General features: G+C 72.7%; 20 protein-coding genes. 11 read left to right on the forward strand and 9 right to left on the reverse strand.

The window, feature by feature from the left end; all coding sequences use genetic code 11:
- The first annotated feature begins 135 nt into the window (after positions 1–135).
- Both ACL06G_RS20205 and ACL06G_RS20210 read left to right on the forward strand, forming a co-directional pair.
- Positions 136–1557, forward strand: a complete 1422-nt coding sequence (locus ACL06G_RS20205) for an LCP family protein (RefSeq protein WP_412836447.1) — start codon at positions 136–138, stop codon at positions 1555–1557.
- Positions 1558–1674: 117 nt separating this feature from the next.
- A complete protein-coding gene (locus ACL06G_RS20210) occupies positions 1675–2268 on the forward strand; it encodes an Rv1733c family protein (protein ID WP_412787264.1) in 594 nt (197 codons plus the stop codon).
- A 55-nt stretch (positions 2269–2323) separates the two neighbouring features.
- On the opposite strand, the gene ACL06G_RS20215 is transcribed toward ACL06G_RS20210, so the two are convergent.
- Positions 2324–3241: a pseudouridine-5'-phosphate glycosidase gene (locus ACL06G_RS20215; protein WP_412787265.1), complete on the reverse strand. Its 918-nt coding sequence runs from the start codon at positions 3239–3241 to the stop codon at positions 2324–2326.
- Positions 3242–3270: 29 nt separating this feature from the next.
- Between ACL06G_RS20215 and ACL06G_RS20220 the strand changes: the two genes are divergently transcribed.
- Positions 3271–3480 carry a DUF2277 domain-containing protein gene (locus ACL06G_RS20220; RefSeq protein WP_412787266.1) on the forward strand — a complete coding sequence of 70 codons (210 nt, stop codon included), beginning with the start codon at positions 3271–3273 and terminating at the stop codon, positions 3478–3480.
- 12 nt (positions 3481–3492) lie between these two features.
- Here ACL06G_RS20220 and ligD (ACL06G_RS20225) read toward each other — a convergent pair whose 3' ends face one another.
- Complete coding sequence (gene ligD / locus ACL06G_RS20225; protein ID WP_412787267.1) at positions 3493–4512, reverse strand: non-homologous end-joining DNA ligase; 1020 nt, start codon at positions 4510–4512, stop codon at positions 3493–3495.
- Positions 4513–4596: 84 nt separating this feature from the next.
- Here ligD (ACL06G_RS20225) and ACL06G_RS20230 point away from each other — a divergent pair, with 84 nt between their 5' ends.
- The 3 genes from ACL06G_RS20230 (at position 4597) to ACL06G_RS20240 (ending at position 7082) form a co-directional block, all read left to right on the forward strand.
- Positions 4597–5679 (forward strand): ATP-dependent DNA ligase, encoded by a 1083-nt coding sequence (locus tag ACL06G_RS20230; RefSeq protein ID WP_412836448.1) that lies wholly within the window; start codon positions 4597–4599, stop codon positions 5677–5679.
- Positions 5680–5885: 206 nt separating this feature from the next.
- Positions 5886–6362 carry an SRPBCC family protein gene (locus ACL06G_RS20235; protein WP_412787269.1) on the forward strand — a complete coding sequence of 159 codons (477 nt, stop codon included), beginning with the start codon at positions 5886–5888 and terminating at the stop codon, positions 6360–6362.
- A 60-nt stretch (positions 6363–6422) separates the two neighbouring features.
- Positions 6423–7082, forward strand: coding sequence for an alpha-ketoglutarate-dependent dioxygenase AlkB family protein (locus ACL06G_RS20240; RefSeq protein WP_412787270.1), 660 nt, complete (start codon positions 6423–6425; stop codon positions 7080–7082).
- 7 nt (positions 7083–7089) lie between these two features.
- Here ACL06G_RS20240 and ACL06G_RS20245 read toward each other — a convergent pair whose 3' ends face one another.
- Positions 7090–7479 (reverse strand): RNA-binding S4 domain-containing protein, encoded by a 390-nt coding sequence (locus tag ACL06G_RS20245; protein WP_412787271.1) that lies wholly within the window; start codon positions 7477–7479, stop codon positions 7090–7092.
- Positions 7480–7806: 327 nt separating this feature from the next.
- Between ACL06G_RS20245 and ACL06G_RS20250 the strand changes: the two genes are divergently transcribed.
- Both ACL06G_RS20250 and ACL06G_RS20255 read left to right on the forward strand, forming a co-directional pair.
- Positions 7807–8637, forward strand: a complete 831-nt coding sequence (locus ACL06G_RS20250; RefSeq protein WP_412787272.1) for a SigB/SigF/SigG family RNA polymerase sigma factor — start codon at positions 7807–7809, stop codon at positions 8635–8637.
- Between the two features lie 78 nt (positions 8638–8715).
- Positions 8716–9819 carry an NAD-dependent epimerase/dehydratase family protein gene (locus ACL06G_RS20255; protein ID WP_412787273.1) on the forward strand — a complete coding sequence of 368 codons (1104 nt, stop codon included), beginning with the start codon at positions 8716–8718 and terminating at the stop codon, positions 9817–9819.
- An 80-nt stretch (positions 9820–9899) separates the two neighbouring features.
- Here ACL06G_RS20255 and ACL06G_RS20260 read toward each other — a convergent pair whose 3' ends face one another.
- The 3 genes from ACL06G_RS20260 to ligD (ACL06G_RS20270) all read right to left on the reverse strand — a co-directional run bounded on the left by ACL06G_RS20260 (position 9900) and on the right by ligD (ACL06G_RS20270) (position 14027).
- The gene (locus ACL06G_RS20260) at positions 9900–12515 is read right to left on the reverse strand and encodes an ATP-dependent Clp protease ATP-binding subunit (RefSeq protein WP_412836449.1); all 2616 of its coding nucleotides are present in this window, start codon (positions 12513–12515) and stop codon (positions 9900–9902) included.
- 88 nt (positions 12516–12603) lie between these two features.
- A complete protein-coding gene (locus tag ACL06G_RS20265) occupies positions 12604–12930 on the reverse strand; it encodes a DUF8129 domain-containing protein (protein WP_412787275.1) in 327 nt (108 codons plus the stop codon).
- A gap of 11 nt (positions 12931–12941) precedes the next feature.
- Positions 12942–14027: a non-homologous end-joining DNA ligase gene (ligD, locus tag ACL06G_RS20270; protein WP_412787276.1), complete on the reverse strand. Its 1086-nt coding sequence runs from the start codon at positions 14025–14027 to the stop codon at positions 12942–12944.
- 144 nt (positions 14028–14171) lie between these two features.
- Here ligD (ACL06G_RS20270) and ACL06G_RS20275 point away from each other — a divergent pair, with 144 nt between their 5' ends.
- Entirely contained in the window at positions 14172–14588 is a 417-nt protein-coding gene (locus ACL06G_RS20275) for a PGPGW domain-containing protein (RefSeq protein WP_412787277.1), read from the forward strand.
- Between the two features lie 70 nt (positions 14589–14658).
- Here the strand turns inward: ACL06G_RS20275 and ACL06G_RS20280 are convergent, their stop codons facing one another.
- From ACL06G_RS20280 to ACL06G_RS20290, 3 genes are all read right to left on the reverse strand, one after another.
- Entirely contained in the window at positions 14659–15039 is a 381-nt protein-coding gene (locus tag ACL06G_RS20280) for a DUF6479 family protein (protein WP_412787278.1), read from the reverse strand.
- A gap of 72 nt (positions 15040–15111) precedes the next feature.
- Positions 15112–15816, reverse strand: coding sequence for a GAF and ANTAR domain-containing protein (locus ACL06G_RS20285; RefSeq protein ID WP_412787279.1), 705 nt, complete (start codon positions 15814–15816; stop codon positions 15112–15114).
- Positions 15817–15945: 129 nt separating this feature from the next.
- Positions 15946–17391, reverse strand: coding sequence for a glyceraldehyde-3-phosphate dehydrogenase (locus ACL06G_RS20290; protein WP_412787280.1), 1446 nt, complete (start codon positions 17389–17391; stop codon positions 15946–15948).
- Between the two features lie 283 nt (positions 17392–17674).
- Here ACL06G_RS20290 and ACL06G_RS20295 point away from each other — a divergent pair, with 283 nt between their 5' ends.
- Positions 17675–17884, forward strand: coding sequence for a hypothetical protein (locus ACL06G_RS20295; protein WP_412787281.1), 210 nt, complete (start codon positions 17675–17677; stop codon positions 17882–17884).
- 236 nt (positions 17885–18120) lie between these two features.
- A complete protein-coding gene (locus ACL06G_RS20300) occupies positions 18121–18981 on the forward strand; it encodes a universal stress protein (RefSeq protein WP_412836450.1) in 861 nt (286 codons plus the stop codon).
- The last annotated feature ends 18 nt before the right edge of the window (positions 18982–18999 follow it).

Raw genomic sequence — 18999 nt, forward strand, 5'->3', positions numbered from 1 at the left:
GTGGCTCGGCCGGGAGCAGCCCGCTCCGGTGATCCGGGCGGGTGAGCGGGGACCCTCCGGGCGGCGCGCCCGCGGCCGTCGCACCGTCACGGCTGCCTAGTCTGCGGGCGTCGCCGTCGAGCGGGAGGTCCTGCCGTGTCCGTGTTTCGCCGTGCCCGTCTCCGCCGTGCTCTGGTCAGCGGTGCTGTGTGCGCCGGACTCGCCGCCGGTACCCTCGGGCTGACGCAGGGCGGCAGCCGGCTGCCGGTTGCGCTGGCCGTACCGCGCACCGACGTCTTCGCCGCTGCGGACCGGCGCCCCGCCGACGGCCCGGGCACCACCTATCTGCTCGCCGGCCTCGACAGCCGCTCCGTCCTCACGAAACAGCAGAGGCGCCGACTCCACGTGGGCAACGACGCCTGCGACTGCACCGACGTGCTGATGCTGCTGCACGTCTCCGCCGACGGCGACCGGGTCAGCACCGTCTCCCTGCCGCGCGACTCCTACGTGCGCTTCGCCTACCGGACCGGGCACGTACAGCAGTCCCGCGCAGCCCGACCCGAGGCCGGCAAGATCAACAGCGCACACCGGCTCGGCGGCGCGGCCCTCACCGTCCGCACCGTCGAGCAGGCGACCGGCGTGCGGGTCGACCACTACCTCGAAGCGGACTTCGCCACGTTCGTCGACGCCGTCAACCGGATCGACGGCGTCACGGTGTGCACCGCGAAGCCGCTCCACGACGCCAACGCCGGTCTCGACCTGCCCGCCGGCACCCACGACCTCGACGGGCGGCACGCCCTGCAGTACGTGCGGGCCCGGCACATCCCCCCGTCGGGGGACCTGGGACGGGTCCGGCGCCAGCAGCGGATGCTCGCCGAACTCGCGGACACCTTCGCCGACCGGGGCCTGCTCGACGACCCGGCGGCACTCGCCCGGACCGCGGGCGACGTCCTCGGCACCCTGCGGGCGGACGAGGAACTGACCACCGGTGACCTGGTGGCACTCGGCCGCGCTCTCCGCCGTTCTGGAAGCGCCGGAACCGAGTTCGCCACCGTGCCCATCGCCGACTTCGACCACGCCGTGCCCGGGTGGGGGTCCACTCTGGTGTGGGATGCCGAGCGGGCCGAGCGCCTCTTCGCCGCCCTGCGCGAGGACCGGCCGCTGACCGACGGCGAGGCGTACGCGCTGCCCGGCCCGGGAACCCCCGTCGGCTGGGATCCCGCGGACGTCCGTGTCCGGGTCGCCACGGCCTCCTCCCGCAGCGAGCAGGCGGCACGACTGGAACAGGACCTCCGCGCACAGGGCTTCGACGTCCGTCCACCCCGGTACGGCACCGCGGGCACCCCTGCTCCCCGCCGCACCCGGATCGTCTTCGCGCCCGGACAGGAACGCCGGGCCGCCTCGCTGGCCGCCGCCCTCCCGGATGCCCGGCTGCGCCCCACCGAGGGCCACCCGGGCGTCATCGAGGTCCGGCCCGGTCGCGACGGCGCACGCGTCGTGCCCGTGGTGCACGACCGCAGCAGTGTCGAGGGGGCTCCCGCCACCGGGGACACGCTGGACTGCGACCACAATGGCTGACCTCGGGCGCGCCGACGCCACCGTCGGTCGCATCCCGGAACGTGTGGGACGCCCCGGCCGTGGGACCCGTCCGTCGGGCAGGGATGGCCCCGGCCGCGACGGAAGGGGGTGGGCGTCATGGCGCCGACGCCCCGCGTACGGCTGTGGCGGTGGCGCGCCAACCCTCTCCGGCGCACCTCGGACCGGGTGGAGGCGTGGGTCGTGCTGCTCGCCCTCCTGCTCAGCACCCTCGGCGGCCTCGCGGTCGCGGTGCTGACGTGGACCGCGACCACGGACGCGGCCCGGGAGCAGCGCGCCGAACGGCAGCGTGTCCCCGCTGTGCTGCTCGACGACGCCGACCGCGAACGGCGTGAGGCCCTGCACCAGGCGTACCAGGCGCCGAACGCGGAAGTCACCAGAGTCCCGATCCGGTGGACGGCTCCTGACGGTTCAGTGCGCCGGGGCACCACCGAGGTGGCGGACGGCAGCCGCGCCGGCACTTCCGTGCCGGTGTGGATCGCTCCGGACGGCGAGCAGACCGCTCCGCCCGGCGGTCCGGTCGTCTCGCAGGTCGAGGCCGCGCTGTGCGCTGCTCTCGCGGCCGGCGCGTTCGTCGCTCCGGTGGGTGCCGGCCGGGCCGGCGTCCGCTCCCGCCTCGATCGGCAGCGGGCCGAGGCCTGGGAACGTGCCTGGGCCCGGGTCGAGCCCGAGTGGCGCAACCGGGCGAGGTGAGCCGTGCGCCACCGGCGCCCGGTGGCGAAGCCGCCCGGGCCGGCCGCGCCGGGCGTCAGGTGTGCGCCGTCGCCGTCCACAGCGCCGCGATGCGGGAGGCGAGGCGAGCGTTGCCCCGCAGGGCCGCCAGGTTGGCCTCCAGCGCCGCACCGCCGGTGTGGCGCATCAGATGGTCGAGCAGGTGGGGCGTGACCTCCGGGCCGGTGACGCCCGCCCGCTCGCAGGCGGCCAGCGCGTCGGCCAGCACGCGGTCGTGGACGTCCGGGGCGAGTTGCCGATCCTCCGGCACGGGATGCGCGACGACCATCGCCGAGCAGGGGCCGCCCAGGGTCTCCTGGGCGCGCATCGCCGAGACGACCGTGCGGGGATCGTGCGCGGTCCAGCCCACCGGCCGACCGGAACTCGTCATGAGGAACCCGGGGAAGGTGTCGGTGCCGTACCCGATCACCGTCACGCCGAGGGTCTCCAGGCGCTGGAGCGTCGCCGGCACGTCGAGGACCGACTTCACCCCCGAGCACACCACCGTGATCCGGGTGGAGGCCAGCATGCGCAGATCCGCCGACTCGTCCTGGGACTGCGACCAGCCGCGATGGACGCCGCCGAGACCGCCGGTGGCCAGGACCTTGATCCCGGTCCTCGAGGCGACGAAGCCCGTGGCGGACACGGTGGTGGCGCCGCAGGCGCCGTCCGCAAGAGCCGGTGCCAGGTCCCGGTGGCCGAGCTTGCGCAGCTTTTCGTCGGTGGCCACGCGCTCCAGTTCGGCCTTGTCCAGGCCCACCCGCACGCGCCCGTCGAGGACGGCGACAGTGGCCGGAACCGCCCCGCCCTCCCGTACCAGGTCCTCCAGTTCGAGGGCCGTCTCCAGATTCCCGGGGCGCGGCAGGCCGTGTGCGAGGAGTGCGGACTCCAGTGCGACCACGGGACGCCCGTGCTCCATCGCATCCCGTACTTCGTCCGCCATCAGCAGGGTCATTCCGGCCTCCGTCCGTATACGGTCGTGATATGTGCCGATCGATCAAGACACTTCGTCCCCCGTACGCCGAGTCGGTAACCGAGGACGACATCCGGGCAGCCGCTTTGCAGTACGTCCGGAAGGTCTCCGGCTTCCGCTCGCCGGCCTCGCACAACGAGGCCGCATTCGGTGCAGCAGTGGACAAAGTGACCGACGCGACGCGCGAACTCCTCGGTTCCCTGGTGGTCAGGGGAAGCTGAGAGATTCCGCCGTCAGGTGTCCCGCCGCCGGTCGCGGGCCCTGCTCGGCTGCACCCGCCGGGGTTCGCCCGGTGCCTTGGGGTGGTCCGGCGGATACGGCATGTCGCCGGCACCCCGGTCCCGCTCGTGCCGATCCGCGAGTTCGAGCGCGGCGTCCAGCCGGCAAGGACGCTCCGCCATGTCGGCGTGCAGGTCACCGAGGCGTGCGAACCGCCCGGGCATCGTCGCCAGGTCGAAGTCCTCCGGAGACGCGTCCTCCGTCTCGCTCCAGTCCAGCGGGGCCGACACCAGCGCCCGGGGGTGGGGGCGCACCGAATAGGCGCTCGCGATGGTCCGGTCGCGGGCGGTCTGGTTGTAGTCGACGAAGATCCGCTCCCCCCTCTCCTCCTTCCACCACGCGGCCGTGACGCGTTCCGGATGCCGCCAGGACAGTTCGCGGGCGAGGGCGATCGCCGCACGCCGCACCTCGGCGAACGTCCACTCGGGCACGATCGGCACGAAGACGTGCAGGCCGCGGCCCCCCGAGGTCTTCGGCCGGCCGGACAGCCCGAGTTCGTCCAGGAGCGGGCGCAGCTCCCGGGCGACCCGCACCGCGTCCCGGTAGTCCGTCCCCGGCTGCGGGTCCAGGTCGATGCGCAATTCGTCGGGGTGCTCGGTGTCGTCGCGCCGCACCGGCCACGGATGGAAGGTCAGGCAGCCCAGGTTCGCCGCCCACACCACCGCAGCCTCCTCCGTCGGGCACATCTCGTCCGCGTGGCGTCCGGAGGGGAAGGAGATCCGGGCGGTGGGGATCCAGTCGGGCATGCCGCGGGGGGCACGCTTCTGGAAGAAGGACTCGCCCGTGACGCCGTCGGGGTGACGCTGCAGGGTCGTCGGCCGGTCGCGCAGCGCGCGCAGCACTCCCGGCCCGACGGCCAGGTAGTAGCGCGCCACGTCCAGCTTGGTGAACCCGCGCTCGGGGAAGTAGACCTTGTCCGGATTGGTGATCCGCACCGTGCGTCCACCGACGTCCAGCTCCCGTGCCTCGCCCATGCCAGAACGCTAACCCGGTCCGGCGCCGTGGGCGCGGCCGCGCCGCCAGGCGGGCGCGGCCGTCCGCCGGGACAATTGCGCACCATGGACCTCCCGGTGATGCCGCCCGTCAAACCGATGCTCGCGAAGCCCGCCGCGGAGATTCCTCCCGGCTCGCACTACGAGGCCAAGTGGGACGGGTTCCGGGCCCTGGTCTTCCGGGACGGCGACGAGATCCTGATCGGCAGCCGCAGCGCCAAACCGCTGACGCGGTACTTCCCCGAGCTCGTGGACGCCCTCCGGAGCCGACTGCCGCCGCGCTGCGTCGTGGACGGTGAGATCGTCGTCGCCCGCGGCGGGCGGCTCGACTTCGACGCTCTGCTGGAGCGCATCCATCCCGCCGACTCCCGGGTCCGGATGCTCGCACAGCACACTCCCGCATCCTTCGTCGTCTTCGACGTACTCGCGCTCGGGGACCGGGCGCTGCTGGACACTCCTCTGGAGGAGCGTCGTGCGCTGATCCTCCGTGAGCTGCGCGACGTCGCGGCGCCCGTCCACATTGCGCCCGCGACGCGGGATGTCGACACCGCCCGGCGATGGTTCGAGCAGTTCGAGGGGGCCGGACTGGACGGTGTCATGGCGAAGCGTCCGTCGCTCCTCTACCGGCCGGACCAGCGGCTGATGACGAAGGTCAAGCACGAGCGCACCGCGGACTGCGTGCTGGCCGGTTTCCGCTTCCACAGGAGCGGGCCCGTGGTGGGTTCGCTCCTGCTGGGGCTCCACGACTCCTCGGGAGTGCTGCAGCACGTCGGGGTCTGCGCCTCCTTCCCGATGCGGCGCCGCGAGGAACTGGTCCGGGAGCTCGAGCCGTTGCGCATGCCGTCGGTGGCCGGGCACCCGTGGGCCGACTGGCAGCACGAGGAGGCCCACGCCACGAGCCGCATGCCCGGCGCCCCGAGTCGCTGGACCGGCACGAAGGACCTCTCCTGGGTGCCGCTGCGCCCCGAGCGGGTGTGCGAGGTCGCCTACGACCACATGCAGGGCGACCGGTTCCGCCACACCGCCCGGTTCCGCCGCTGGCGCGCCGATCGGGATCCCGCCTCCTGCACCTACGCGCAGCTGGAGGAGCCGGTCGGCTACGACCTCGCGCGCGTGCTGACCCCGTCCGGACCGCCACCGGGAGAGTGATCCGGAGCCGAAGTCCCGTTCGGGGATGTGCCTGTGGTGCTCTGGGTGGGTATGTCGTTGTCAGGGGAGAACCGCAGCACACGGTCCGCCTCCTCACCCGATCGGCTCCCGCCGACGTGAGGTACGGCGTTCGGGCGAAGACCCTGGGACCAAGGCCGTCAGCACGCAGCCGGTGACCCGGACGCGTCGCAGCCGGAGGTGAGACGATGCCGACGTTCTCGGTGACGCAGGACCTGTCGACGGAGCCGCCCGAGGTCTTCGCCTTCCTCGCCGATGCACGCAACATGCCACGCTGGAACTCGGGCGTCGCCGAACTCGGCGACGAGCGCCCCCGCCCTGCGCACCAGGGCGCGCGGTACCGGTACCGGTTCCCGGGCCGTCACCGCTTCCACCACCTCGAATGCAGCGTCTACCGGGCACCGTCCCTGATCGGGTTCCGCGGTCAGCCCATGTGGACCCCCTTGGGCATCCAGTCGGTCGGCTACGTCTTCCGCGTGCGCCCTGGGGAGCGCGGCACCACGCTCCGCATGACGGTGGACATCCATCTCTACGGCGGGATGCTGCTGCTGGTTCCGATAGTGACCCTCGGCTGGCGACGGGACCTTCCGCAGGACATGGAGCGGTTGCGGGAGGTGCTCGAACCGGCGGTGCCCGAGCGCCGGGACGAGCCGTTGACCTGGTGACCGGCCTCCCGCACCCGCCACCTGCGGCGATCACGGCAACCGCGCGGCAGGATGGACCACGTGACACCTCTGTTCCCCCGCCCGCGCGCCACCGTCGCCCCCGGCGCGGTGCACGTCCCCGACTGGCTCCCACCCGAGGAGCAGCGGGAGTTGGTGGCCGCGGCACGGCGCTGGGCGCGGGGCCCGGTGCCGATGAGGCACACCAGGCTGCCGCGCGGCGGCGTGATGTCCGTGCAGACCGTGTGCCTCGGCTGGCACTGGCAGCCCTACCGGTACTCGCGCACCGCGGACGACGTGAACCGCGAGCGGGTCGCACCCCTGCCTGCCTGGCTCGTGGCGCTCGGACAACGCGCCGTCGCCGACGCCTACGACGACGCGGGCACCGGGGCCGCCTACGTTCCCGACGCGGCGCTGGTCAACTTCTACGGCGAGGGCGCCACGATGGGCATGCACCAGGACCGCGACGAGCGGTCCGACGCGCCCGTCGTCTCGCTCAGCATCGGTGACACCTGCGTCTTCCGCTTCGGCAACACCGGGACGCGTGGCCGGCCGTACACCGACGTCGAACTCGCCTCCGGGGACCTCTTCGTGTTCGGCGGCCCCTCCCGCTTCGCCCACCACGGCGTACCCCGTGTCCGGCGCGGTACCGCTGACCCCGCGACCGGGCTGCGCGGCGGCAGGTTGAACCTCACGCTGCGCGTCACCGGGCTGCCGGACTGAGCGGCGCCTACCGGGATGAGTCCCGCATCCCGCGCAGCCGCTCCATCTCGCGCCGGTCGCGCTTCGTCGGCCGGCCCGCGCCGCGGTCCCGCACTCCGGCACGGAACGGGTCGACGCGCGGCGGTGGGGGAGGACTCCTGTCGATGTAGCACTCCACCGCCACCGGGGCGCCGACACGTTTCCGGAGCAGCCGCGTGACCTCGACGATCCGTTCCTGCCCGGCCTGGCGCACCCGTACCTCGTCCCCGGGCCTCACGTGCTGGGCGGGCTTGGCCCGCTCCCCGTTGACGCGCACGTGACCGCCCCGGCAGGCGGACGCCGCTGCGGACCGCGTCTTCGCGAGCCGTACGGCCCAGATCCAGCTGTCCACCCGCACGGTGCCCTCTTCAGCAGCCATGCCCCCGACTCTAGTGCTGTGCCCGGGAAGGTCACAGCACTGGTCAGTCCCTCGTGGGCCCCGGGAGTACGTCCGCTCCGGCGCCCGTTTCGGGTACGGGCGGCGGAGGTACCCGGGCGCCCCGCCCGCGGGGAGCGGGCTCCCGCTGCCCGGGGCCGCCCGGATCGCGCGCTGTCCTCCGGACGGGTAGCGTGAACGCAGTGCTTCGGACCTGTAGGCACATCCGCGGGAGGGCACGGACAAGCGCCGTGAACGCCCCGGACGTACCCGGTCCGGCTCCCGCGGTGACCGCTCTATCACGCCGCAGCGAACCGGGAGAGCGCAGTCATGAGCACGACCCCCTTCCGCACCAAGCGTGCACGCCATCCGCACGACGACGCCCCCGACACCGGTGAGGCGTTCGCCGCCATCGCCGCCCTCCCCGACGGGCCGGAGAAGGAGGAGCTGCGACGGCAGGTCGTGCAGGCCTGGATCCCCATGGCCCATCGCCTGGCAGGGCGGTACCGGAACCGGGGGGAGTCGCTGGAGGACCTGCAGCAGATCGCCGCCCTCGGACTCGTCAAGGCGGTGGCGGGCTACGACCCGGGGCGGGGCTCGGCGTTCGAGAGCTATGCGGTGCCCACCATCGTCGGAGAGATCAAGCGCCACTTCCGCGACCACACCTGGGACCTGCACGTACCGCGGCGCGTCCAGCAACTGCGCACCCAGGTCCGTGCCAGCCGCAGAGAACTCACCCTCACACTGGGCGGACGCTCACCCACGGTCGCGGAGATCGCCGAGCACAGCCGGCTGAGCGAGGAGGACGTCCTGCTGGGGATGGAGGCGCTGGACTCCTACAGTGCGCTGTCCCTGGACGCAGAGCTCTCCGCCGCCGACGACGGCTACTCGCTGCAGGACACCCTCGGCGTCCTCGAGACGGGCTTCGACCTGGTCGTGTACCGGGAGGCGGTGAAGCCGCAGCTCTCGCGACTGCCGGAGCGCGAGAGGCGCATCCTCTACCTCCGCTTCTTCTGCGACATGACGCAGAGTCGCATCGCGGAGGAACTCGGCATCTCGCAGATGCACGTGTCGCGCCTCATCCACCGCACCTGCGAGCGCATACATCAACGGGTGGACGCGGAACGGCGGCGCACCCGGGCGCCCGCCCCCACGGGGTGACGGCGCCCGGACCGGAGGCGCGGCACACATCCGCCGGGCCGCAGGCCGAAGACACCCGGCAGCGAGGGAGGCAGCAGGATGGACGAGGGCAGCGCGCGTCCCCGTGAGGGCCACACGGTCGCCGTCGTGGGAGCCACGGGAAACCTGGGCACCAGCATCGTGCGAGCGGCGTCCGAGGACCCGCGCGTGGCGCAGGTCCTCGGACTCGCGCGGCGGATCCCCGACTGGCAGCCGCCGAAGACCCGATGGATCCCGTGCGACGTCACCCGCGAAGGGGTGGAGACCGACCTGGCGGAGATCTTCCGCTCGGTCGACGTCGTCGTCCACCTCGCCTGGTTGTTCCAGCCCACGCACCGGCCCGCCCTGACCTGGCGCACCAACGTGCTGGGCGCCCTGCGGGTGTTCCGGGCCGCAGCGGACGTGGGCACCGCCTCGGTCGTGCACGCCTCCTCGATCGGCGCCTACTCGCCGCGACCGGTCCACGATCCGCTGCGCAGGGTCGACGAGAGCTGGCCCACCCACGGCTGGCCGGAGGCCGCCTACACCCGCGAGAAGGCCTACCTCGAGCGGTACCTGGACAGCTACGAGCAGAAGTATCCCTGGATCCGCGTGGTGCGCATGCGGCCCGCGTTCATGTTCAAGGAGGAATCGGCCTCCGAACAGCGCAGGCTGTTCCTGGGACCACTGCTGCCCAGCCGCCTCGTCCGCAGCGGCACCGCTCCGCTGGTGCCGGACGTGCCGGGCCTGAGCATGCAGTTCCTGCACACCGACGACGTGGCCGAGGCGTTCCTCGACGCCGTCACCGGCACGGCCCGCGGTGCGTTCAACCTGGCCTCGGAACCGGTGGTCGACGCACACGTCCTCGCCGAGGTGCTGCGGGCCCGCACCGTGCGGATCCCGGCCCGAGCCGTCCGTGCCGCGATCCACGGCGCCTGGCTGACCCGCCTGCTGCCGGCGTCGCCCCAGCTCTTCGACGCCGCCCTGCGCCTGCCGCTGATGGACTGGAGCCGCGCGCGCGACGAGCTCAACTGGCGTCCACTGCGCACCAGCACCGAGGCGTTCCAGGAGTTCCTGCTCGGGCTGCGCACCTCGAGCGGCATGGCCACCCCGCCGCTGACCTCGCGCCTGCCGCACGGCGGCAGGGCACGCGAACTCGCCACCCGCCTGACGGCCAAGCCCTGACAAGCCCTGATCGGCTGAGGGATGCCCTCGCGGCACCGTGCCACGGACGCCCTCATCTCCGTGGCACGGTGCCGCGCCCGTCAGGTGTTGCCGTCGGAGGAGTCGGAGGAGGAGTGCGGACGGTAGGTCAGTTCGCCGTCCGCCACCTCGACCTCCACCCGGGAGCCGGCCGTGATCTCCCCGCTCAGCAGCATGCGCGACAGCCGGTTGTCGACCTCCCGCTGGATGGTGCGCCGCAGCGGGCGCGCGCCGTACTCGGGCTGATAGCCGCGCTCGACCAGCCACTCCTCGGCGGCGGGAGAGAAGTCGATCTCGATCTCCTGGGCCCGCAGCCGTTGACGGGTCTCGTCGAGCAGCCTGTCCGTGACCCGTCGCAGCTGGTCGGCGGACAGCTGGTGGAAGATGACGATCTCGTCGATGCGGTTGAGGAACTCGGGACGGAAGTGCTCGCGCAGCGGCCTCAACACCCGATCGCGCCGCGCCGCTTCCTCCGACTCCTCCCCGCCGGTGCCGAAGCCGGGAGCGGTGCCGCGGCCCGCGATGGCCTCCGACCCCAGGTTGGAGGTCATGACGACGACCGCGTTGGTGAAGTCGACCGTCCTGCCCTGCGCATCGGTCAGCCTGCCGTCCTCCAGCACCTGCAGCAGCATGTTGAAGACGTCCGGGTGCGCCTTCTCGACCTCGTCCAGCAGCAGGAGGGAGTACGGGTTGCGGCGCACCGCCTCGGTGAGCTGCCCGGCGTCCTCGTGCCCCACGTAGCCGGGCGGGGCGCCGATGAGACGACTCACGGTGTGGCGCTCCTGGTACTCGCTCATGTCCAGCCGGACCATGCGGTCCTCGCTGCCGAACAGTGCCTCGGCCAGCGCCCGGGCCAGCTCGGTCTTGCCCACTCCCGTAGGGCCGAGGAACAGAAAGCTCCCGATCGGCCGGTTCGGGCTGGACAGCCCCGAACGGGAGCGCAGCACCGCGTCCGAGACCGCGGTGACGGCCTCGTCCTGTCCGACCACGCGCCGGTGCAGTCGCGCCTCCAGTCCAAGCAACCTGTCCTTCTCCTCCTGCGTGAGGCTGCTGACCGGAATGCCCGTCTGCCGCGAGACGATGTCGGCGATGTCCTCCACCGTCACCTCGGTGATGCGATCGCCCGTCGGGGCCCTTCCGCGTCCCTCGGCGATCTGCCGCTGGAGATCGCCCAACCTGTCCTTGAGCTCTTTCGCCCGCTGGTAGTCCTCCGCCGCCACGGCCTGCGCCTTGTCCCGCTGCACCTGTTCGACCTCGCGCTCCAGCGCCCGCACGTCGGTACCACGGGTGACGGAACGCAGCCGTACGCGGGCCCCGGCCTGGTCGATCAGGTCGATGGCCTTGTCCGGCAGGTGGCGCCCGGTCAGGTAGCGGTCCGACAGCTCGACCGCGGCGTCGAGCGCCTCGTCGCGGTACCGCACCTGGTGGTGCGCCTCGTAGCGGTCGCGCAGCCCTCGCAGGATCTCGACCGCGTCCGTGACGGACGGTTCGGAGACCAGGATGGGCTGGAAGCGGCGGGCCAGCGCGGCGTCCTTCTCGATGTGGCGTCGGTGCTCCTCCAGCGTGGTCGCACCGATGACGTGCAGCTCGCCGCGGGCCAGGGGAGGCTTGAGCATGTTGGAGGCGTCCATCGAGCCGCCCTCCGCGCCGCTCCCGCCGGCACCGACGACGGTGTGCACCTCGTCGATGAAGACGATGAGGTCGCCCGAGTGCGCACGGATCTCGTCGATCAGTGCGCCCAGACGCTCCTCGAAGTCGCCGCGGTACCGCGTTCCCGCCACCACACCGGAGAAGTCGACCTGTACCACCCGTCGGCCGAGCAGGCTGTCCGGTACGTCGCCGTCGGCGATGCGCTGCGCGAGCCCCTCCACCACGGCCGTCTTGCCCACGCCCGCCTCACCGATCAGTACCGGGTTGTTCTTCCCCCGGCGGGCCAGCACCTCGATGGTCTGCTCGATCTCGTCGTCCCGGCCGATCACCGGATCGACGCGGCCCTGACGGGCGGCGTCGGTCAGATCGGTGCCGTACGTGTCCAACTGGGGGGTGCTGCTCTGCCCTGCTCCCCGCCCGGGCCCGCCCTCGGAGGTTCCCGCGCCGGCCCGCGGCCCGCCGATCCCCGTCCCGTCGTAGCCCGGCGGCCCGTACCCGGCCGGTCGGGAGCCGCCCGGTGCGTCGAGACGCGCGGCTCCGAGGAACTGTCCCGCCGTCGAGTCGCGGTTCGCGGCCAGGGCCACCAGCAGGTGTTCCGGACCGATGTAGGAGGCGCCCCGCGATCGGGCGATGTCGTGGGCGTCGATCAGCGCCCGCTTCACCGCCGGACTCACGGCGATGGAGTTCCGCGGCGGGCCGCCGCCCGCGCGGCTGTCGATCTCCGCGGCCAGGGCGTCCGGGTCCGTCCCGGAACGGCCGACCATGGTGCGTGTCGGTTCGATGTTCAGGGCCGCGCGCAGCAGATGCTCGGTGCCCAGGTCCGCGTCGCCGTGCTGTGCGGCGAAACGGGCCGCCTGCGTGAGCAGGTCCCGGGCGGGTTCGCTCATGAGCCGCATGAAGTCGTGGTAGCGGGGGTCCGGCCGGGGGCCTCCGCCCGACCCGGAGCCACCCGTGCCGAAGTAGCGTGCCAGGAATTCGCCGAGCGCGTCCCGGCCGAAATCGTCGGAGCCCGTGTACCCGCTGTTCATGGCCGTCCATCCCGACGGTCCCGCACACCGGGTGCGGGCCGCATACTCGTAGGGGCGATTACCGGAGGCGTGCGCAGCGGATCCCGGGTCAACGCTTCTCGTCCCCCTCGGGCCGACCGGACCGCTGGGGGACGCCGCGCGACGGACGGTGCGCCTTCCCACCCGTGCCGGAACGGCCGCGGGGGTTCCCGCTGCCGTGGGGCGACGTGGTGCCTTCTCCCATGGCTTCCAGCTGGGCCAGCCGGGCCGACAGCAGGTCCAGCACGGGAGCCCGGGCGGCGTGCGACCGCTCGTACTCCAGGAGCCGTTCCAGTTCCGCGGCGGACAGCGACCGGACCCGGTACGCGATGTCCCCCACGGAGAGCGCGTGGTAGTCCGGCGTCGGAGGGCGGCCGGACGGGGTCGGGTCGGTCATGCTTCCCCGGGTCACCTGCGGCGGCGGGCCGAAACCGGCCCGTCCCGGCCTTTCCGCCCCTCCGCGGCCGGGGAGACCGGCACGGGCCGGAGGGACGTCTCGCGGACGACGTCGGCCGGCTCCTTGTCCGTGCGCAGGCCGAGGAAGCGCGGGTGCCGCAGCATGCCGTCCCGCGTCCATTCCGTGAACGCCACCTGCGCCACGAGCCGGGGCCGGACCCAGTGGACCCGGGGCTCACCGACGGTCTCGGCGAACGGCGAGGTCTCCGCCTCGAGCGCGTCGAGCGCCCCGCGCATCGCGGACAGCGTCGCCCGGTCGTAGCCCGTACCGACCTTGCCGGCGTAGCGGAGCCGGCCCTCCCGGTGGTAGCCGACCAGGAGCGCCCCGAACCCGGCACGGCTGCCCGTCGGCTCCGTGAAGCCGCCGACCACGAACTCCTGACCACGGGTGCACTTCAGCTTGAGCCAGTCGGGCGTGCGGCGCGGCCGGTAACGGCCCTCCGCCCGCTTGGCGACCAGTCCTTCCCACCCCCGGGCGCAGGCCTGCTCCAGGAGCTCCGGGCCGCCCCGGTTGCGGTGCGGGGTGAGCCGCAGCGGCGGAGCGAAACGCAGGGCCCGCCGCAGCAGGGACTTGCGGACCCGCAGCGGCAGACGGGTGGTGCTCAGACCGTCGAGTGCGAGCAGGTCGAACAGGTAGTAGGTGACGTCGATCCCCGTCGCGAGCGCCCGGCGGGGATCGGTGATCTGCATCCGCCGCTGCAGGCGCGCGAAGTCCGTCCGGCGGCCGCTGAAGGCGACGATCTCCCCGTCGACGACGAAGTCCTCGCACGCCTGGCCCTCCAGGGCCTCGACGAGTTCCGGGTACGTGCGGTTCAACGGCTGCCCGGAACGCGACAGCAGCCGCACCCTCCCCTCCTCCCGGACCGTCAGCGCCCGCACACCGTCCAGCTTCCGCTCGAACAGCCAGCCCGGACCGAAGTCCCTCCGGTCGCTCGGCGTGGCGAGCATCGGGGCGGTCGGCGGACCGCTCTCCGGCAGTGGTGCGAGCAGCCGCTGCTCCTCGGGAGGCAGGCGTTCCAGCAGTCCGGTGCGGCTCATCGCGCACCTCCTTCCCCGGCACATCCGGGGGCGGCCGATCCAGTGCCCCGGCTTCCCGGTACCCTGTCCGCCGACATCTGGTCAGGGCACCCGGCGCCGCGGTCGCGGGGCGGGCGTGCGGACGTGAGGAACGGAAGAGAAGACGTGGCGAACGACACTCCCCACCCGGTCCTGCGGGCCCTGCTGGCAGTCCTCGGCGGAACGCTGGTCGCCGTGGGCATCGCCCTGCTCGTGCTGCCCGGACCGGGACTGCTGCTCGTCTTCGCGGGCATGGTGCTCCTCGCACGGGCTGTGCCCTCGCTGCATCGCCACGTCGCACCGGTGCGCGCCCGCGCCATGCAGGCGGCTGAGGACAGCGTGTCCTCCTGGTGGCGCATCGCCTGTTCGATCGTGGTCGGCCTCTCGCTGATCGGTGCGGGCGTCGCCTGGGGCCTGGTGCCTCGTCTGCCGTTCAGCGGCTGGACGACCGGAGCCAGCCTCATCGTCTCCGGCATCGTGCTGTTCGTGCTCCTCGCGTGGAGCCACCGCAAGCTGCGCCTGGAGCGGGCGGCCGCGCGCTGAGCGGAGCCGCCCCGCCGAGGCGGCCCGGTCCTGCAGGGCGGGCCGAGGGGTCCGGTGCAGGGCTCACCGATCAGCCTCCGGTGTGGCCCGGCCCGCCGCTCCCGAAGCCGCCGCTGCCTCCCGGGTCCCAGCGCCGGCGTCGCACCTGGCCCTCCGCTTCGGACTCCGACTCGACCGAACCCGAGTCCGACACCTCGTAGGGGTAGCGGCGGCGGCCGTCGCGCGGCATCTCGGACGGACTCACGCGCCCCTCCTCGTAGACCTTCGGTCGTCCGGGTCCCGGCGTACCCGACTCCGAGGCGCGCGAGTCGCCGCGGCTTCTCTGCCGCATGCCGATCCCGACGCCGAGGATCAGCGCTCCCACGATGAGCAGCCCGATCACGAACGGCGCGATGCCGATGAGATAGTCCCGCTGCACCGCCAGCCGAACACCCACGTCCAGTGCGTCCATGGCCGACGAGTGCCACACCCTGCGCGCCTTACGCCCGGGAATCCCGGGAATCCGGGCCGTGCCGGAGCGGCGTCAGCGGGCCCCCGGGATCTCGCCGGTCCGGGCCACGCTGCGGGCGATGTCGCGGAGTTTGATGTTGTGGTCCTGGGAGCTCTTGCGCAGCACGGCGAACGCCTCGTCCTCGCCCACCCTGTACCGCTCCATGACGATGCCGAGCGCTTCACCGATGTCGTTCCGCGAAGCGAGTGCGGCCTCGAGCTGCGCGTGGCTGCGTGCGCTGGAGAAGGCCACGGCCGCGTGCGAGGCGAGGAGCCAGCCCACGCGTTCGGAGTGTTCGGTGAAGGCCCGCGGCCGCGTGGCGTAGAGGTTGAGCGCGCCCAGGTCGTCGTCCTCGGTGAAGAGCAGGAACCCCATCATGCTGCCCACGCCGAGTTCCCGGGCGTACGGCGCGTACCGCGGCCACCGCTCGACGGAGGTGGTCATGTCCAGGACCCGGTAGGCCTCGTGCGGCTGACGGGCCGCATCGAAGCAGGGGCCCTCCGCGGTCTCCTGCTGCATCCGGTCCGAGCTGTGCACGAGCGGGCCGGTCGCGGCCAGCGTGCGGACCCGGTCCGGCTTCTCCACGACGAGGATCCCGGCGTGCTCGCAGCCGTCCACGAGCTCCACGGCGTACCGCACGATCTCGTCGAGCGTGTGCTCCACCGAGTCCTGTGCCAGCAGCACACGGGCCATGTCGGCCAGGCTGACGGCGAACTTCTCCCAGGCCTGCGCGTCCATGCGTCCCATTCAACACGGCGCCACGTCCCGGGGTGACGTCCGCGCCGGAAATCTCCCCTGGTCCGCCGTATTTCCGGCACCCGTGCGGCCCTGCCCGCCGGGCTCCGGGCGGGCAGGGCGGACGCGGTGTCAGGCCGCGGGCGCGGGGAAGGTCGGGTACTCCACCCCCGAGACGTGCTGCACGACGCGGACGACCTGGCAGGAGTAGCCGAACTCGTTGTCGTACCAGAGGTAGAGGATGGCGTTGTCGCCGTCGACCTTGGTGGCGCCGGCGTCGATGATGGACGCGTTGCGGGAGCCGATGAAGTCGCTGGAGACCGCGTCCGGTGCGCTGATGAAGTCGATCTGGCGCTTCAGCGGCGAGGTGAGCGAGACCTCCCGGAGGTGCTCGAGCACCTCGGTGCGGCTCGTGCCGCGGGCGAGCTGCAGGTTGAGGATCGCGATCGAGACGTTCGGCACCGGCACCCGGATCGAGCTGCCCGTGATCGTCGCGTCCAGGTCCGGGAGCGCCTTCGCCACCGCGGAGGCGGCACCCGTCTCGGTGATGACCATGTTGAGCGGCGCCGAACGCCCCCTGCGGTCCGACTTGTGGTAGTTGTCCAGCAGGTTCTGGTCGTTCGTGAAGGAGTGAACGGTCTCCACGTGTCCGCGCAGCACGCCGTACTCGTCCGCCATGGCCTTCAGCGGCGGCACGATCGCGTTGGTGGTGCAGGAGGCGCAGGACAGGATCTGCTCGTCCGGCTTGACGGTGTCGTGGTTGACGCCGTGGACGATGTTGGGGATGTCGCCCTTGCCCGGGGCGGTCAGGACGACCTTCGCGATGCCGGGGCGGAGGTGGTTCGACAGGCCCTCGCGGTCCCGCCACCGGCCGGTGTTGTCGATGAGGATGGCGTCCTTGATGCCGTACGCCGTGTAGTCCACCGCCGCCGGCTCGTCGGCGTAGATCACCTTGATCTCGTTGCCGTTGGCGACGATCGTGCTCGTCGCCTCGTCGACGGTGATCGTGCCCTGGAACTGGCCGTGGATGGAGTCGCGGCGCAGCAGCGAGGCCCGCTTGACGATGTCCTGGCCCGAGCCCTTGCGGACCACGATGGCACGCAGCCGCAGGCCGTTGCCCGAACCGGCCTTCTCGATCAGTAGCCGGGCCAGCAGGCGGCCGATGCGGCCGAAGCCGTAGAGCACCACGTCCCGCGGCTCGCTGCGCTCGATCTTGTGCGGACCGGTGGCGCCCGCGACGGCCTCCTGCGTGAACTCCTCCACCGTCAGGCCGCGGTCGTCGGTCCTGTAGGTGGCCGCGAGCATGCCGATGTCGATCTGCGACGGACCCAGGTCCAGTGTGGTCAGGGCGCGCAGGAAGGGCAGCGTCTCGGTGACCGAGAGTTCCTCGCCGGCGATCTGCCGGGCGAATCGGTGAGTCTTCAGGATACTGATCACCGATTTGTTCACCAGGGAGCGGCTGTGGAGCAGGACGGTGACGTCCCGCTCCCGGTGCAGCTTCCCGATGATCGGGATCATCGACTCGGCGGTCTCTTCGCGGTTCTTCCAGTTGGTGAACGAGTCCACGGTGACAGTCACACAATCTTTCGAGCTAGGCGGTGCTCATATGTTAGCCACTGGCGTCCGCCCTGCTCGCACACGCCCCCGGAAGTGCCGTTTCCCCGGGTGGCCCGCAACCGGTTCTCCCGTCCCCGCACGGCGCGCGCACATGCCCTTCACGCCTGCGTGCGGCCCCGGCGCGTGCGCGGGTCGTGCTCCCGTGCGACGCGGGACCCGCGGCTGACGGCGCTCGCGCCCGGGTAGGGCTGCCGACGGGCGGCGCGGACCGCTCCACAGCGAGAAGAAGGGGCGGTGACCGGACATGGCAGACCTCACCGGGGCGGAACCCGTGGCAACGTTCTGCGGCCAGTGCGACTGCGGATGCCCGCAGCTCTTCGTCGACGAGTCCGCTCCGGCGGATCGCCGGGTGGTGCTCACCGACGACTTCGGGCAGCGCGTGCAGATGAGCGCGGACCAGTTCGCCTCCCTGGTGGACCAGGCCAAGGGGGGCGGACTGGACGGCGTGGCCTGAGCACCGGGCGGGACCCTCCGTCACGATCGGCACGGCACGGCACGGCACGGCGTACGGAAGGGCGGCGACGGCCGAGCGTCCCGGCACAGGGCCCGTTCGGCCCCTGTGCCGGGACACCGCCGGCGGCTGACGATGCACCTGCGGCGGGGGCGCAACCCTGAGCGACCGCGCCCCCGCGACAGGGGCCGGGCACGTCCCGAGCCCCGTGGCACGGCTCGCCGAGGTGAGGAGACGCCATGAACGGTCCGGTCGTCGTGGGAACGGACGGCTCGCATCCCAGCATCGTCGCAGTGGAGGCCGCCGCACGGGAGGCACGCCTGCACGGGGCACCGTTGCGTGTCGTGCACGCGTACCACCCTCCGGCCCTGCAGCCGCCGCTCACCGAACCCCAGGCAGCACGGAAGCAGGCCGAAGTCGTCGCCGCCGACGCCGCGGAATGCGCACGCGTCGTCGAACCGGGCCTCGGCATCACCCCAGTGGCCACCTCGGGCGACGCACTGACGGTGCTCGAAGCGGAATCCCGCAGCGCCTCGCTGGTCGTGGTGGGGGACCGCGGCCGGAACGCCTTCACCGGACTCCTGCTGGGCTCCACCGGTGTCCAACTGGCCGCCCACGCGCGCAGCCCCGTGGTGGTGGTGCGCGAGAAGTGGGACCCGGAGGGGCCCGTGGTACTCGGCGTGGACGGCTCACCCGCGGCCGCCACCGCGGTGGAGTTCGCGTTCGCCGAGGCGGCGCTGCGCCGCGTCGGAGTGCTCGCGGTGCACGCCTGGACGCCGTGGAACGTCGAACTGCCGCAGCCGGAGGACCCCTCCATGCCGTACGCCGCCGCCCCCGGCGAGCTGCGGGCCCAGGAGGAGAGGCTGCTTGCCGAAGCACTCACCGGATGCCGGGAGCGCTACCCGGACGTCGTCGTCGAACAGCTCCTGGTGCGGGGCGGGACCAGGGAATCCCTCGTCGACGCCACCCGCGAGGCCCAGCTCGTCGTCGTGGGCTCGCGCGGACGCGGCGGGTTCGCCGGACTGCTGCTGGGCTCGGTCAGCCAGGCGGTCCTGCACCACGCCCACTGCTCCGTCGCCGTCGTGCCCGGCCCGCGCTGAGCCGACCGCCGACCTGAG

The sequence above is a fragment of the Streptomyces callyspongiae genome, assembly GCF_047200695.1.
Lineage (GTDB): Bacteria > Actinomycetota > Actinomycetes > Streptomycetales > Streptomycetaceae > Streptomyces.